General features: G+C 42.8%; 19 protein-coding genes and 1 riboswitch. Of the genes, 13 read left to right on the forward strand and 6 right to left on the reverse strand.

Features of this window, described 5'->3' with window-relative positions; genetic code table 11:
* Positions 1-11: 11 nt before the first annotated feature.
* Together OIT90_RS03855 and OIT90_RS03860 are read right to left on the reverse strand one after the other, a co-directional pair.
* Positions 12-1,343, reverse strand: coding sequence for a HAMP domain-containing sensor histidine kinase (locus OIT90_RS03855; protein ID WP_058838135.1), 1,332 nt, complete (start codon positions 1,341-1,343; stop codon positions 12-14).
* Positions 1,340-2,017 (reverse strand): response regulator transcription factor, encoded by a 678-nt coding sequence (locus OIT90_RS03860; protein ID WP_047202423.1) that lies wholly within the window; start codon positions 2,015-2,017, stop codon positions 1,340-1,342. The genes OIT90_RS03855 and OIT90_RS03860 overlap by 4 nt, the downstream gene beginning before the upstream one ends.
* A gap of 327 nt (positions 2,018-2,344) precedes the next feature.
* On the opposite strand from OIT90_RS03860, the gene OIT90_RS03865 reads away from it, so the two are divergent.
* The gene (locus tag OIT90_RS03865; RefSeq protein WP_058838134.1) at positions 2,345-3,751 is read left to right on the forward strand and encodes a S1C family serine protease; all 1,407 of its coding nucleotides are present in this window, start codon (positions 2,345-2,347) and stop codon (positions 3,749-3,751) included.
* A gap of 47 nt (positions 3,752-3,798) precedes the next feature.
* Here OIT90_RS03865 and OIT90_RS03870 read toward each other — a convergent pair whose 3' ends face one another.
* Complete coding sequence (locus OIT90_RS03870) at positions 3,799-4,641, reverse strand: oxidoreductase (RefSeq protein ID WP_222126552.1); 843 nt, start codon at positions 4,639-4,641, stop codon at positions 3,799-3,801.
* A 113-nt stretch (positions 4,642-4,754) separates the two neighbouring features.
* Here OIT90_RS03870 and OIT90_RS03875 point away from each other — a divergent pair, with 113 nt between their 5' ends.
* The 3 genes from OIT90_RS03875 (at position 4,755) to OIT90_RS03885 (ending at position 6,501) form a co-directional block, all read left to right on the forward strand.
* On the forward strand, positions 4,755-5,201 hold the full coding sequence (locus OIT90_RS03875) for a YusW family protein (RefSeq protein ID WP_186319803.1): 447 nt from the start codon (positions 4,755-4,757) through the stop codon (positions 5,199-5,201).
* 146 nt (positions 5,202-5,347) lie between these two features.
* A complete protein-coding gene (locus OIT90_RS03880; RefSeq protein WP_008347057.1) occupies positions 5,348-6,178 on the forward strand; it encodes an ABC transporter ATP-binding protein in 831 nt (276 codons plus the stop codon).
* Positions 6,179-6,249: 71 nt separating this feature from the next.
* Complete coding sequence (locus tag OIT90_RS03885; RefSeq protein ID WP_059375001.1) at positions 6,250-6,501, forward strand: YusU family protein; 252 nt, start codon at positions 6,250-6,252, stop codon at positions 6,499-6,501.
* Positions 6,502-6,534: 33 nt separating this feature from the next.
* Here OIT90_RS03885 and OIT90_RS03890 read toward each other — a convergent pair whose 3' ends face one another.
* From OIT90_RS03890 to OIT90_RS03900, 3 genes are read right to left on the reverse strand one after another with little or no spacing between them, the layout of a single operon-like run.
* Positions 6,535-6,882, reverse strand: coding sequence for a spore coat protein (locus tag OIT90_RS03890; RefSeq protein WP_039181293.1), 348 nt, complete (start codon positions 6,880-6,882; stop codon positions 6,535-6,537).
* A gap of 11 nt (positions 6,883-6,893) precedes the next feature.
* A complete protein-coding gene (locus OIT90_RS03895; RefSeq protein ID WP_047202428.1) occupies positions 6,894-7,145 on the reverse strand; it encodes a hypothetical protein in 252 nt (83 codons plus the stop codon).
* 26 nt (positions 7,146-7,171) lie between these two features.
* Positions 7,172-7,309 carry a YuzL family protein gene (locus OIT90_RS03900; RefSeq protein WP_003212904.1) on the reverse strand — a complete coding sequence of 46 codons (138 nt, stop codon included), beginning with the start codon at positions 7,307-7,309 and terminating at the stop codon, positions 7,172-7,174.
* A gap of 199 nt (positions 7,310-7,508) precedes the next feature.
* On the opposite strand from OIT90_RS03900, the gene OIT90_RS03905 reads away from it, so the two are divergent.
* From OIT90_RS03905 to OIT90_RS03945, 9 genes are all read left to right on the forward strand, one after another.
* On the forward strand, positions 7,509-9,896 hold the full coding sequence (locus OIT90_RS03905; RefSeq protein ID WP_474892258.1) for a 3-hydroxyacyl-CoA dehydrogenase NAD-binding domain-containing protein: 2,388 nt from the start codon (positions 7,509-7,511) through the stop codon (positions 9,894-9,896).
* A 12-nt stretch (positions 9,897-9,908) separates the two neighbouring features.
* The gene (locus OIT90_RS03910) at positions 9,909-11,084 is read left to right on the forward strand and encodes an acetyl-CoA C-acetyltransferase (protein WP_064498065.1); all 1,176 of its coding nucleotides are present in this window, start codon (positions 9,909-9,911) and stop codon (positions 11,082-11,084) included.
* A 14-nt stretch (positions 11,085-11,098) separates the two neighbouring features.
* A complete protein-coding gene (locus OIT90_RS03915; RefSeq protein ID WP_260774794.1) occupies positions 11,099-12,880 on the forward strand; it encodes an acyl-CoA dehydrogenase family protein in 1,782 nt (593 codons plus the stop codon).
* A gap of 110 nt (positions 12,881-12,990) precedes the next feature.
* On the forward strand, positions 12,991-13,347 hold the full coding sequence (locus OIT90_RS03920) for an arsenate reductase family protein (protein WP_024423406.1): 357 nt from the start codon (positions 12,991-12,993) through the stop codon (positions 13,345-13,347).
* Positions 13,348-13,413: 66 nt separating this feature from the next.
* A complete protein-coding gene (gcvH, locus tag OIT90_RS03925; protein ID WP_008347039.1) occupies positions 13,414-13,797 on the forward strand; it encodes a glycine cleavage system protein GcvH in 384 nt (127 codons plus the stop codon).
* A gap of 44 nt (positions 13,798-13,841) precedes the next feature.
* Positions 13,842-14,078 (forward strand): YusG family protein, encoded by a 237-nt coding sequence (locus OIT90_RS03930; RefSeq protein WP_039181284.1) that lies wholly within the window; start codon positions 13,842-13,844, stop codon positions 14,076-14,078.
* 131 nt (positions 14,079-14,209) lie between these two features.
* Entirely contained in the window at positions 14,210-14,554 is a 345-nt protein-coding gene (locus tag OIT90_RS03935; protein ID WP_024423404.1) for a toprim domain-containing protein, read from the forward strand.
* A 13-nt stretch (positions 14,555-14,567) separates the two neighbouring features.
* Positions 14,568-14,870 carry a thioredoxin family protein gene (locus OIT90_RS03940; RefSeq protein ID WP_024426005.1) on the forward strand — a complete coding sequence of 101 codons (303 nt, stop codon included), beginning with the start codon at positions 14,568-14,570 and terminating at the stop codon, positions 14,868-14,870.
* Positions 14,871-14,990: 120 nt separating this feature from the next.
* Entirely contained in the window at positions 14,991-15,332 is a 342-nt protein-coding gene (locus OIT90_RS03945; RefSeq protein WP_024423403.1) for an SCP2 sterol-binding domain-containing protein, read from the forward strand.
* A gap of 102 nt (positions 15,333-15,434) precedes the next feature.
* Positions 15,435-15,543, forward strand: a riboswitch (SAM riboswitch).
* The last annotated feature ends 2 nt before the right edge of the window (positions 15,544-15,545 follow it).

A 15,545-nucleotide genomic window follows, 5' to 3' on the forward strand; every position in this document is an offset into this window, starting at 1 on the left:
CGGTCAAAAACCTACAGTCTCTTCTTTGGAACTATGATTGTATAACGTACACCTAGATCATCATTTTCAATAGATATGGACGCTTGATGCATTGAAAGAATTCTTTTGACAATGCTTAATCCAATGCCGAATTCGCCCTTTTTTCCCTTACTAAAAGGTTCGTATAGGTTGGACAGCATATGTTCTTCAATTGGAGGACCGTCATTTCGAATAACAATGCGGATTTGATCCTCTTCTTGTTTCATTTGAATATCAATCTTACTTTTTGCATAGCGAAGTTGATTTTCTAGTACATTCTCAAATAATTTGCTCCATTGTTCTGGATCGCCTTCAAGAGCAGCCTCATCATCTAAGTCCACGTTCCACTGCAATTCATTTTTCGACCAGCGTATTCGGTCGACCACTTCCAGCATCGTATTACTGAGTAGGAAGGAAGAATGTGCGGGATGTTGTTTTGATAAATAATCAAGCTTAGTTAAGTACAGCAGATCCTTGATTTTCTTCTCAAGCTTTTCCGCTTCACCTTCAATGACTTCCACCGTTTGTTCAAGATCTCCCTTAGGAAAAATACCATCTTTAATGGACTGCGTGTAGCCGCGGATGACCATGACAGGTGTTTTTAAGTCATGTGAAATATTCTGCAAAAGTGTCCGTTCTGTTTCATCCTTTTGAATGAGTTTTTGTCTCATTTCTTCAATGGTATGACCAAGCTTGCCAATTTCATCTTGCCGGTCAACGATGACAGGATCGTCCCAGTCCTCTTGTGCAATCCGTTTGACGTGTTTTTCAAACGCAACGATTGGTCGGGATAAATAGCGGGCAAGCCAAATCGATGGAATCCAGCTTAGTAAAATAACGGTGCCTAAGATAAAGATCAGCTGTTTAAACAGCGTAAAGGACAGGTCGTCTCGATAAGAATCTGGTGCATAGGATAGAAGAATATATGGTGTATTGCCTGATGATACCTTTTTGATGACAAAAAAGATATGCTGGCCGTTCACCTCTTCAGAATACCGTTTCGTTGCGCTTTTTTGTTTTTTCACAAACGATTGGATTTTCTCAATAAAGGCATGCGGAAAAAACTGCGCCATTTGATCTAATTCATTTGACGGAATCAAAATGTGCTGCACGGAGCGGTTTTCCGGTGTCGACTTTGGCGAGCCGTCTCGGTTTAATGGATATTCTGTCAGCACTTGCTGTTCATTTTCAATATTTTTATAAATTTCATTTGTGAAGAAGTCACGTAATGTATTAGAAAATAGAATGATCAGGACAATGGAAATGGTGAGCAAAATGCCAGAGATCACAACCCAAATTTGAAAAGCGAGCGGTTTGTTCTTCATCCCTTCAGCATCCTATAACCGAATCCATAGATGGTCTCGACCTTTAAGTCGGGCATTTTTTTGCGCAGCCGTCTAACAAGGTCATCGACTACACGATCTGTCCCGAAGTAATCGTGTCCCCAAATTTTGACGAGGATATCTTCACGAGAAAAAGCATGTCCTTGGTGATGTGTAAATAAAAGCAGCAAGTCAAATTCCTTAGAAGTTAAGTTAATGAGCTGACCCTCTTCATACACCTCTCTTACATCCTCATGAATGACATAAGAAGAAACGGTTGTGACGCTTTGCTGCTGCGGAGTATCATTGTTTTTATACACTAGCTCCAGCAGCTTTTGTACCCGAATGATCAGCTCACGCGGAAGAAACGGCTTCGCAATATAATCACTGCTTCCCAGCTCTAAGCCGAGGACACGATCGATATCGGCATCACGTGCTGAAATGAAAATGACCGGTACGTCAGGTGATGCGGCTTTGATTTCTTTAATGAGGGTGTAGCCGTCTGTATCAGGCAGCATGATATCTAAAATCCATAGATGCGGCGGCTTGTTCATTGCCTCGCGTGCCGCTTCTCCGGTTAAAAAAGAGGAGACATTCCAATCCTCACTCTCTAAATATTTGGTTAACAGTTCATTTAAGTTTTGTTCATCTTCAACTAAATAAATGGTGTACGACAAAGTCTTCCACATCCTCTCAACGTCATTATAACGGGATACAAAGGCGGCATGTCAACAATCACACGCTTTTTTCACAATTTCACATATTCTTCTCATCATTATCCCATAATGTTTGATTATGATAAGGTCAAGGGAAAAAAGGGCATAGACAAAAGGCGGATGAATAGGTGCTTTTCATCAATGTGCGCACCTTGCTTTTTTTCTATGAATAAGTATTATATAATTTGACATATTGCCATAAAGTATTTTTCAATGATCTTTCCATTAAGAGGACATGAGTCCTATCTAGACATATGAAATGAAACATGATGTAAAGGAGTGCAAGCGATGGATTTCCGAAGAGAAGATGAAGAGAATAAGATGAATCATCCAGAAAACACGAATCAAGACAATGAAATGAACCATCAAGAAGATACTCATCAAGAGAATGAGAAACAAATAGGCGCACCAGAAAAAGAGAAGGAACTCGTTTTACACCAGCATGAAAACGAAGCATCTGCCGCGCAGGAGAGTGTGACGAACCATTCTCCTCAAATGGTGGATGACCGTGCGTCAAAAAAGGAGAAAAAGCGGAAGGCGGCATGGCTCAGCCCGATTCTTGGAGGAATTATTGGCGGGGGTCTTGTACTTGGCATTACACCGCTTTTGCCGCAGTCACAGGATACAGCTGCCAACACGCAAACGCAGACCGCATCAAGTGAGCCGGCAGCCTCAGATAATTTCTCGACAAAACAAATCACCAATGCCACAAATGTTGCTGATATGGTAGAAGATTTAGAGCCCACCATTGTAGGTGTCTCAAACTATCAATCTACACAAAATTCATTTGGCTTGAGCGGTGATCAAACAGAAGCTGAAGCTGGAACAGGCTCTGGTGTCATTTTCAAAAAAGATGGCAAAAAAGCGTACATTATTACAAATAACCACGTTGTCGAAGGTGCCAATAAATTAAAGGTCACACTATATGATGGAAAAACAAAAGACGCAAAGCTTGTCGGTAGTGATGTCATGACAGATTTAGCTGTAGTGGAAATAAATGCTGACGGCATTGATAAAGTGGCAAGCTTTGGTGATTCTTCTAAGCTTCGTGCTGGAGATAAAGTCATTGCCATTGGGAATCCGCTCGGTGCACAGTTTTCAGGTACTGTGACAGAAGGAATCATTAGTGGTCTTGATCGTACTGTTGAAGCAAATACGTCATCTGGTACAGTGGAGATGAATGTACTGCAAACTGATGCAGCCATTAACCCAGGAAACAGCGGGGGGCCACTGATCAATACAGATGGTCAAGTCATTGGTATTAACAGCTTGAAAATCAGCGAAAGCGGTGTGGAATCACTCGGATTTGCCATCCCAAGTAACGATGTCAAACCGATTGTAGATGAGCTGTTGAAAAATGGAAAAGTTGAACGTCCATACCTTGGCGTACAAATGATTGACCTTGAGCAAGTGCCTGAGACGTATCAGGAAAATACGCTCGGCTTATTTGATAAACAAATCGGCAAAGGCATTTACGTAAAGGATGTTTCAAAAGGTTCACCTGCTCAAAAAGCAGGCTTAAAATCTGGAGATGTCATCATCAAGTTCAAAGGGAAAGACGTAGTGAACAGCTCTCAGCTGAAAGAAATTCTTTACAAAGAAACAAAAGTCGGCGATAAAACCACAATGACTGTCATCCGTGAAGGAAAGAACAAAAATCTAGATATTACCCTTGGGCAGTCAGAGAGCGAATAAATGAAAAAAACAGGTGGATGTCAACATATCCACCTGTTTTTTTGTGCTTATTTTTTTGAAGAGAGTGTACGCAGTATGAGGTGTTCCCACATGTTCCACGGCAGAAGCTGTTTTGCTGTGAATGAAAGTCGTACGCCTTTTCCAACAAGATATCTCAGCCGTTTCAGCCGCTTCTTCTCTGCTAACCGAACAACAAGCTCTGCCACTTCACGAGGATCTCCATAGTTGGATTTCTGGGTATCAATATGGGCCATCATCTTTTGATAGAGTTTTATGTATTTCGATCCCTCTGCTGGCTGAATCATTTGCTCGTTCATGGAGGTATTCCAAATATTTGTTTGGAAAGAGCCCGGCTCAATTAAGGCCGCCTGGATACCGAACGAAGCTAGTTCAATCCGTAGGCTTTCTGTATAGCCTTCCAACGCAAACTTAGAGGATACATATGGAGAAAGTGCAGGCATTCCCATTAATCCGCTGATACTGCTCATATTGAAAATCTTTGCGCCGCTCGTCATAAACGGCAGGACTGCTTGGGTCATTTCCATCACACCGAAGACATTCACTTCAAATTGCTGGCGGTACGTGTCAACAGGAACCTCCTCCGCAAAACCAGCAAAGGCTGTTCCCGCATTGTTCACAAGCAGGGTAATAGGTGCGTAGGCATGAAGTTTCTTCTGAAATGCTTGGATCGACTGCGTATCAGTCACATCTAACGCTTCAATATGTATCATGCCGGATAAAGAGGCTTGCTCGATTTCTTCAGCGAGCTTTTTTGCATTGTTTTCCTGTCTGACGCCGGCAATCACTGTATAGCCCTGCTTGGCGAGATGCATCGTGATGAGCTTGCCAAAGCCGCTATTGGCACCAGTTACAATGGCTGTTTTTTTCATCATCCGGTTCTCCTTTTTGTTTAAATTTATCATAGTGAGATGTTTTATTGAATAACAAAAAGGAGCCTGGAGAAGAATAAAAAGCGATGCTGTGAAATAGGAGGAAACACATGATGTGTTGGAAGAAGGCGGGACAAATAGGAGTGCTGCTCTTTATGCTGTCCGGCTGTCAATCAATTGAACCGTTACAACAAACACATGAAGCAGAGGCAGAAAGTCTGTCAGCTGTTCAAATGAAGGAACTGCCATTTCAGCATATGCATCTGCTTGTACAATATGGACAGAAAAACGAATTATACGAAGCGACCTACCGTCAGGCAAGAGGCAAAGAGGAGGCAATCATTCGTGATCATATGAATGGGGTCCGCTATGAAGGGGAAGAAGCCTTGCGCGAGATGAAGATGAAGCTGAATGATATGTCGATTCCTAGTGCAAAGATCAATGAAGCGTATGTAAATGAACTATTAGCTGCTTTTAATTTAGATGATGATTATCAGCGGATTCAGATCGATCTGAAGCTCGAGGATGGGACCAAACGTACATTCCAAAGGAAGAAATAAACGAGACTTTCTCATTTTTTAATTGAAAATGATTTTCAAGATCACTTAAATCTGATACACTAAATTGAGATAAGTGATCTTTTACGTCTGTACATAGACGATATTTCATATAAAAATTTGGATGAGAAAAGGAGCGTTTGAGCGGAATGAGTGCCATTTCTACTGAAGGTTTAAGCTTAGGCTACGGAGAAACAATGATCATCGATGAACTAAATGTATCAATCCCTAAGGGTGAAATCACAGTATTTATTGGCAGTAATGGATGCGGTAAATCCACGCTACTTCGCTCTTTGGCCCGTCTCATGAAGCCAATGGGTGGTTCTGTCCTGCTTGAAGGTCATTCCATTGCAAAATTACCAACAAAAGAAGTAGCGAAACAGCTCGCTATTCTTCCACAAGGACCAGAAGCGCCAGAAGGATTAACTGTGCATCAGTTAGTGAAGCAAGGCAGATATCCTTATCAAAATTGGCTGAAGCAGTGGTCGAAGCAAGATGAAGAAGCAGTGAATCGCGCATTGAAGTCAACAAAGATGGAAGACCTTGCTGATCGGACCGTTGATTCATTATCAGGTGGACAAAGGCAGCGTGCATGGATTGCGATGACGCTGGCCCAAGAGACCGATATTATTTTGTTAGATGAGCCGACGACATATTTAGACATGACGCATCAAATCGAAATTTTGGACCTTCTGTTTGATTTAAATGAGAAAGAGCAGCGCACGATTGTGATGGTTCTTCATGATCTCAATCTCGCATGCAGATATGCTCATCATCTTGTCGCGATTAAAGACAAGTCAATTTATGCAGAAGGCAGACCAGAAACAGTGATTAATTGTGATCTCGTGAAAAATGTCTTTGATATGAATTGCCAAGTGACAACAGATCCTCTATTTGGAACACCATTATGTATTCCGCACGGTAGAGGACGCTGTATTGTGCAGCAAGCGCAAGCTGAAACATTTCTTGCTGCAAGATAATCGTATGTCAAAAGCCTGACATCTGTGTCTCACAGAGTCAGGCTTTTTTCTGAAAAAGGAGCGGAATATCAATGGGAAATGAATTAGAAGAAAAGCTGGAAGGCTTGCTTGATAAATATACAGAGCTGCTGCTCGGTGAATCAACAGACGAGCTGAAACAAGATGTGAAACAATGGGTGATCTACTCTCATATTGCCAAAAGCATGCCGCCGCTAGCAAAGCATTTCAATGAAACGTATCCAGAAGCAAAAGAAGAAATCAAACACACGATTCAACGAATCAAACAGTTGAACGAAGCTCATCGCGCCAATAAAGACCGTTAAAAAACTGCCAGCATCAGACTGGCAGTTTTTTTCTTATGACATTTGTGATGATCCGTACGGAGATTGATCTGTCAGTGTTTGCTGGAATTTCTGGTGTGTCTGCTGGAGCTTTTGCTGATCAGCCGCTTCAACAGAATACCAGCCATATCGGAACATGACATCATATAAATGTCTTTGTGTTTTCTGTGTTTCCAGCGCAATTCGCTGAATATCCTGGTAAAGAGATTCATGACTGAATTCATTGAGCGCTGTGTTGTATCCACTTGTCATGTATTTTTCAGTAGACAAGAGATCTGTAACGAAATCACGATCGTTCATGTTTGTAGTTGTGGGAACCGGGGTTTGTGGATTCCCGATTTTTTGTTGGTTTTGCTGTTCCATGTTTTTTCCTCCTATTGCATAAAGCCAGTAGACTGGCCTTGCCCTGAGCTGCCTAAATGCTGAAGAATTTGTGTGTAATGCTGATGATGCATTTGGCCAACTTGATTTAATTCTTGTTTCAATGTTTGATCCTGGCAATGCTCGGCCATAAAATGAGCCTTTTTCATGGCGATCAAGTTCCAGTTGAGCATATCCTCTAAGTACAAGGAATCCTTCACTGAAATGACTTCTGGGGGCATATTCATTGGCTGATTGTTCAACATGTGTTCCTCCTTACGATTTTGTTTCCTTACTGATTCTTTTTATATTGCTGATTTTGACTGGTTTTTTTCCCGCCTAGGTCTGCTTCCTGTGATGGACCTGCGTTTCCTTTTACACTTGCAGCACTTACGCCTGCTTTCGATGGGTTTTTCTTCAAACGAGACATGTGGACATCACCTCCATTCTTACAATTCCCTTTGATCTTTAATTCATACACCGCAAAATAAGGCACATGAGAATGTGTAAATTTTTGAAATCCGCTATTGAACTGTTTCGGAAAATCTTTTAAGATAAAGAAAGAGGCATTGCTTTTTTTTGGACAAAAAATGAATGACTGTTCATTCAAAATGTTTAGGGGGATATTTATGGGCAAACATATTCGCAAGGCGGCTGTCATTGGTTCAGGTGTCATGGGCTCAGGCATTGCTGCGCATCTAGCCAATATCGGGATACCAGTAACACTGCTAGATATTGTGCCAAATGAACTGACAAAGGAAGAAACGGCGAAAAAGAGAACGCTTGATCACCCTAGTGTTCGGAATCGATTAAGTCAAGAAGCGATGAAAAAATTGTTAAAGCAAAAGCCAGCACCTCTTACTTCAGCAAAAAACCTATCATACATCACACCGGGAAATCTCACAGACCACCTTTCCTTATTACACGATGCTGACTGGATCATTGAAGTCGTCACTGAAAAGCTCAGCATAAAACAACACGTATTCTCTCTCATCGACGAACACCGCAAAGAAGGAAGCATCGTTTCGAGCAATACATCTGGTATTTCGGTTGAAAAAATGGCAGAAGGGCGATCAGATGATTTTAAACGCCACTTTTTAGGCACACATTTTTTTAACCCAGCTCGTTATTTAAAGCTCTTAGAAATCATTCCTATTCAAGAAACAGATCCAGAAGTACTGTCATTTATGAAAACGTTTGGCGAGGATGTACTCGGCAAAGGTGTGGTTGAAGCTAAAGACACACCGAACTTTATTGCAAACCGCATTGGCACGTATGGGCTTCTTGTCACAGTGCGTGAAATGCTTGAGAACAAATACACCATTGGAGAAGTGGATTCAGTCACAGGACCCCTCATTGGAAGACCGAAAAGTGCGACCTTCCGTACACTCGATGTAGTGGGGCTTGACACATTTTCTCATGTGGCACGAAACGTCTATGAACAGGTAGAAGGAAAGGAAAAAGAGATTTTCCAGCTGCCTGAGTTTATTGAAAGAATGCTTGAAAAAGGATGGATTGGCAGCAAGGCAGGACAAGGATTTTATCAAAAAAATGGCAAGGTCATTTTAGAGCTTGACCCAGTGACGCTCACATATGGAGAGCGCACAAAGCTCAAAGATCCAGGCATTGAGATGGCGAAACAGCAAAAGGGAACAAAAGCAAAGTTGAAAGCGCTTATTTATCAAGATGGCCGTGCAGGGCAATTGCTTTGGAATATGACAGCGCCCGTACTTCTTTATTCAGCGCATCTAAAAGGCGAAATTGCGGATGATATTCAGTCCATCGATAACGCAATGAAATGGGGATTCGGCTGGCAGCAAGGCCCATTTGAGCTGTGGGATGCAATAGGCGTCAAAAAAGCCGCCGAGCGCATGGAAGCAGAAGGCCACAGCATCCCAGCATGGGTGCAAGACATGCTGTCAAAAGGACACGACACATTCTATCAAGAGAATGCTGATGGTGAGCGTGCGTTTTATCAGGATGGGGCTTACGTACAGGAAAAAGGGAACGACAAACATATTTCTTTAGCTAGATTGAAAAAGAAACAGGACGTCATCTTCAAAAATTCTGGTGCGAGCCTGATTGATATTGGTGATGATGTCGCCTTGCTCGAATTTCACTCTAAAAGCAATGCCATTGGACTAGATGTCATCGATATGATCAATCGCGCTGTTGATGAGACGGAAAAGAATTACAAAGGGCTTGTTATCGGAAACCAAGGGAAGAACTTCTGTGTTGGCGCCAACCTTGCCCTGATTTTAATGGAAGCACAGGACGACAATTTCTTTGAAATTGACTTTGTGATCAGGCGCTTCCAGCAGGCGATGATGAAGGTGAAATATAGCGACCGCCCAGTTGTAGCCGCACCGTTTGGGATGACATTAGGAGGCGGTACGGAGGTTTGTCTGCCGGCAGCGGCTATACAGGCGTCCAGCGAAACTTACATGGGACTTGTGGAAGCGGGAGTTGGACTGATCCCAGGGGGCGGTGGAAATAAAGAATTATATATTCGTCACCTGCAAGGAGCAGCGAAGCCGTCGCAGACGGCTATACAGGATGCCACGCTGAAAACATTTGAAACAATTGCAATGGCAAAAGTATCAACTTCAGCTGAGGAAGCGCGGGATATGAACATGCTCCGCGTGAGCGACCGGATTAGTATGAACGGAGATCACCTGATCTATGATGCAAAACAACTGGTGCTCTCTCTTGATGAAGCCGGTTATCGCGCGCCGCTCAAGCAAAAGGTGCCGGTCATGGGAGAAACAGGCTATGCAGCGATGATTTTGGCTGCTGAAAATATGAGACTGTCTGGATACATTTCAGAGCATGACATGACCATTGTAAAAAAATTAGCTCATGTCATTTCCGGCGGGAAACTGCCATTTGGAACAGAGGTAGAGGAGCAATACTTATTAGAGCTTGAAAGAGAAGCCTTTTTAAGTCTTGTAGGAGAAGTGAAATCACAGGCACGTATGCAGCACATGCTCGTCAAAGGAAAACCTTTACGTAACTAAGGGGGAGTCAAAATGAGAGAAGCAGTCATTGTCGCTGGCGCAAGAACACCAGTAGGGAAGGCGAAAAAGGGATCATTAAAACATGTCCGGCCTGATGATATGGGCGCATTATGTGTAAAAGAAACGTTAAAGCGTGCCGGTGAATACGACGGTCAAATAGATGATTTGATCATTGGCTGTGCAACGCCAGAAGCAGAGCAGGGGTTAAATGTAGCACGAAATATTGGAGCATTAGCGGGACTGCCTTATACGGTACCTGCCATCACCATAAACCGCTACTGCTCGTCTGGTCTTCAGTCTATCGCTTATGCGGGTGAACGAATTATGCTCGGGCAGGCAGACACGATTTTAGCCGGAGGAGTCGAATCGATGTCGCAGGTGCCGATGATGGGGCATTCCATTCGTCCGAATGCCCTCTTGGCAGAGCAAGCACCTGAATACTACATGAGCATGGGGCACACGGCAGAGCAAGTGGCGCAAAAGTATCAGGTCACACGTCAAGATCAGGACGCCTTTGCGGTGAGGAGTCATCAAAAGGCAGCAAAGGCACTTCAAGAAGGGAAGTTTTCTGATGAAATTGTGCCCGTTGATGTAACAGACCGGCGGATAGGAGAGCAATATCAATTAGAAGAGCATCAATTCACGTTCTCACAGGATGAAGGTGTGAGAGCAGGTACAACGGAAGAGATTCTTTCTACTTTGCGTCCAGCCTTTTCGATAAAAGGCACGGTAACCGCAGGGAACTCATCTCAAACAAGTGACGGGGCTGCGTGTGTGATGATGATGGACCGCGAGAAAGCATCCTCACTTTCTCTTCAGCCGCTCGCTAAATTCAGAGCATTTGCTGTTGGCGGTGTACCGCCTGAGGTGATGGGGATCGGTCCGGTTGAAGCCATACCGCGTGCGCTGAAAATCGCTGGACTTGAGCTGAAGGATATTGGTCTGTTTGAATTAAACGAAGCGTTTGCCTCTCAGGCAATTCAAGTCATTCGCCATTTAGGAATTGATGAAGAAAAAGTGAATGTCAACGGCGGGGCAATTGCGCTTGGACATCCGCTCGGCTGTACAGGAACGAAACTAACGCTGTCACTTATTCATGAAATGAAACGGCGAAACGAGCAATTTGGCATTGTCACAATGTGTATCGGCGGGGGCATGGGAGCAGCAGGCATTTTTGAATTGATCTAAAGGGGGAAATCAGGATGAAAGCATTGGAAGATGTAAAAAAGGGTGGAAGCTTTTTAATTGATGAGACGAATTATGAGCATATCTTTACACCGGAGGATTTCTCTGATGAACATCAAATGATTGGAAAGACAACAGAGGATTATATTTTACAAGATGTGGTTCCGCATATAGATCAAATTGAAAATCATGAGTTTGAGCATTCGGTCAGGCTTCTCAAAAAGGCTGGAGAGCTTGGGCTTTTAGGAGCCGATGTACCTGAAGAATTCGGCGGGCTTGGATTGGATAAAATCAGTTCAGCAATCATTACTGAAAAATTCGCTAGAGCAGGAAGCTTCTCACTTTCCTATGGCGCTCATGTCGGTATTGGTTCTCTGCCGATCGTGCTCTTCGGAAATCAAGCGCAAAAGGAAACGTACCTGCCAGGACTCGCCTCTGGAGAAACCATTGCGGCGTACGCACTCACTGAGCCAGGATCAGGCTCTGATGCCCTTGGAGCAAAAACAACTGCGGTTCTGAATGAAGCAGGTACCCATTATGTCCTCAATGGAGAAAAGCAGTGGATCACAAACTCCGCATTTGCTGATGTCTTTGTTGTATATGCGAAGATTGATGGTGAACACTTCTCTGCTTTTATTGTCGAAAAGGATTTTCCAGGTGTCAAAACGGGACCTGAAGAGAAAAAGATGGGCATTAAAGGATCATCGACGAGAACATTAATTCTTGAAGATGCCCAAGTACCGAAGGAGAATTTGCTCGGTGAAGCCGGCAGAGGACATGTGATTGCCTTTAACATTTTAAATATCGGACGTTATAAGCTGGCAGTCGGCACAATCGGTGCATCAAAGCGCGTCATTCAATTGTCGGCAGAATATGCGAACCAGCGTAAGCAGTTCAAAACACCAATTTCTCAATTCAGCTTAATTGGTGAAAAAGCAGCCAATATGTCAGCAAAGCTCTATGCGATGGAAAGTGCTGTTTACCGTACGGTTGGATTATTTGAACAGCGGATGGGTCTATTAAGTGACGAAGAGCAAAAAGACGGCAAACAAATTGCTCAATCCATTGCGGAATATGCGATTGAATGCTCTCTCTGTAAAGTCCTTGGCTCTGAAACGTTAGATTATATTGTGGATGAAGGCGTGCAGATTCACGGCGGATATGGATTCATGCAAGAATACGAGGTCGAAAGAGCCTATCGCGACTCACGAATTAACCGGATCTTTGAAGGGACAAACGAAATCAACCGTTTGCTTGTACCAGGTACATTCTTGAAGAAAGCGATGAAAGGAGAGCTTCCGCTGCTTCAAAAAGCGCAGACTTTACAGGAAGAGCTAATGATGATGATGCCGGAAGAGCCAGGCGATCAGCCGCTCGATCAAGAAAAATATTTGCTCGCCCATGCGAAAAAGGTCGCCTTAATGGTAGCTGGTATGGCAGCCATGAAATACGGGAAAGCCTTAGACAAAGAGCAAGAAATTCTTGTGAACATAGCCGATATAGTCAATGAAATATTTGCTGCTGAATCAGCAATTCTGCGTACGGAAAAGGCAGTCGCTGCATCAGGCGCAGAAAAGAACGCTCAAAAGCTGGCTTACACACAAATTTTCACGCAGGAGGCTTTCTTAAAGATTGAAGCCCATGCAAAAGAATCCTTGATTGCGATGGAGGAAGGAGATTCACTCCGCATGAGCCTGTCAGCCCTTCGCAAGCTGACAAGATTTACTCCAATCAATGTCATCGCCAAAAAGCGTGAAGTGGCAAAACGAATCTTTGAAGCAGAGAAATATATCGTATAAGGATGGCTTAAAAGGTGCGGATATCACTCCGCACCTTTTTGTAAGCATACATTTAGGTTTTTAAAATATTTTGTGATAAAATGTTGTCACAATTTCAGGAGGTGAAAATGGTGGCTTTAGATTTTTACGAATACCCATCTTGCGGTACATGCCGAAAAGCAAAAAAGTGGCTTGAAGCACACAATAAAGACATCAACAGCATACATATCGTCGAAGAGACGCCTGATAAAGAAACATTAAAAGCCCTTTACGAAAAAAGCGGTTTAGAGCTGAAGAAATTCTTTAATACAAGCGGACAAAAATACCGGGAGCTGCAGCTGAAAGATCAACTTCCTGCAATGTCAGAGGACGAGCAGCTAGAATTACTCGCGTCTAACGGAATGCTGATCAAGCGCCCGATTACAACAGACGGTAAACGAGTAACAGTTGGATTTAACGAAGATACATTTAAAAGCGTCTGGAAATGATGTAACTTTCATTCAGATTGTGGTATCTTCAATATAGATTGTAAGAAAAGACTGGAGGGGTATTGAATGAGCACACCAAAAGATTTACGTTATTCAGAAGAACATGAATGGGTCAAAGTAGAAGGAGATAAGGTGCGTATCGGTATTACGCATTTTGCTCAATCTGAGCTTGGCGATATAGTGTTCGTTGAGCTTCCTGAAGTAGGAGACAAAATCACAGCGGACGAGCCTTTCGGAAGTGTAGAATCAGTGAAAACAGTTTCTGAACTTTATGCACCGATCAATGGCACAATCGTCGAAGTGAACGATGAGCTGGATGACAGCCCAGAATTCGTCAACGACTCTCCATATGAAAAAGCATGGATGATCGTTGTAGAACCAGCTGATGCATCTGAAATCGAGAACTTAATGACTGCTGAGCAATATGAAGAAATGACAAAAGAAGACTAATTCATGTGAAATTGGACACTCTACCTTTATGGGGGGTGTCCAATTTGTCTTTTCAAAAAGAACAGGTGGATATAACAGAGCATGTCACTGGACGATTCAAAGAAAGCGGCATGGTGCTTTATCATCAAAATGAAGAGATTGGCACAATGATTAGTGAAAACCAATATGAGCTGAAATCGGGATATTCCTATGATCAAAATCGTTTTTATCGTCTAACGGATACATTGACCGATGGGACAGAAAAATATGTAGACTGTGACGATGAAAATGGGTGGTGCTAATCACAGAGGAGACTGCAGTGAACAAAAACTGCAGTCTTTTTGATGACGAGGCGCCCAATCTTTACAACCTGAATGAAAGATTGTAATCTAAGGAAGAAGTGAATCAACGTCAAAAGGGCCGGGTGATCGTGATGAATGTCGAGATAGAAAAGGTCATCATTGTAGAAGGTAAAACAGACAAACAAAAGCTGAAAGAAGTCATAAGTGAACCTGTTACCATCATTTGCACCAATGGCACGATCAGTACATCGAAGCTGGACCAGCTTGTGGACGATTTAGTGGGGAAAGACGTTTACATATTAGCAGACAGTGACGATGCAGGCGACAAACTGCGGAAGCAATTTCGAAAAGAATTCCCTGAAGCACTTCATCTTTTTGTCGACAGAACGTACCGCGAAGTGGCCGCTTCACCGTCAGCCCACATTGCATCTATCCTATTAGCTGCAAACATTGATGTTCATTCGAAATATTTATGAGGGTGGACGTATTATGAAAGAGATTGAAGAACACGAATTCAAAGAGATAGAGGACGATTTATTTCTTTTATACTTATATACACCGTTTTGCGGAACATGCCAGCTGGCAAAGAAAATGCTGGCAGTCGTAGACGCCATGCAGCCGGATGTACCATTTTACGAAAACAATTTAAACTATTCACCAGGCTTTGCAAAAGCATTTGAGATCGAGAGTGTTCCTTGCTTTCTACTGTTTAAAAAAGGAGAATTGGTGCAAAAAGGCTATGCCTTTCACTCAGTTCCATATCTTCATGAAATGATTGAAACCGCTAAATAAAGCGGTTTTTTGTCATATTTCAAGAAATTCATTTGAAAATTTGTCGAGTTATTTATAAAGGACAAGAAGATGTTTGTAGAGAAATGTTATGTATAACCAAATGACAGGGAGGTTATACATGTGGAAAATGTGAAAGCCCATGGTAACACAGGGCAGCGTTTATTATTAAAACCGCTGCTCTCATCATCATCCTTGAAGATTACATTTGAGGCGGAAACTGACTCTTGTACATTGATTGTGGATGAACGTGGTGAAGTGAAGAAACTACCTGCAATTGAGTTATCGGATCTCATCTTTTATGGTGAGAGGAAAGAGATTCTACAATTATTAGATGGAGATATGTCCTTACAGCAGTTAATCAGCAGAGGACAAGTCAAAGTCAAAGGGTCATTCCGTGCGCTCCTTAGACTAGAGGCAGTGCTTTGGCTGACGAACGGTTTTTTTCGAAAAATGATAACGTAGTTGTTTACTTGGAAATTAGCGATTTACAGCGTTGACATATCTCAGATAGCATGATATTCTACGTTAGTAAAAACATGAACATCACATAAAACAACATATTTTCTCTTATTAAGAGAGGTGGAGGGACGTGCCCTATGAAACCCGGCAACCGTCAGCATAGCTGAAATTGGTGCCAATTCACTCAAAGCCGCAGCGCTTTGAAAGATGAGAGAA

This window comes from Bacillus sp. ABR (genome assembly GCF_056172715.1).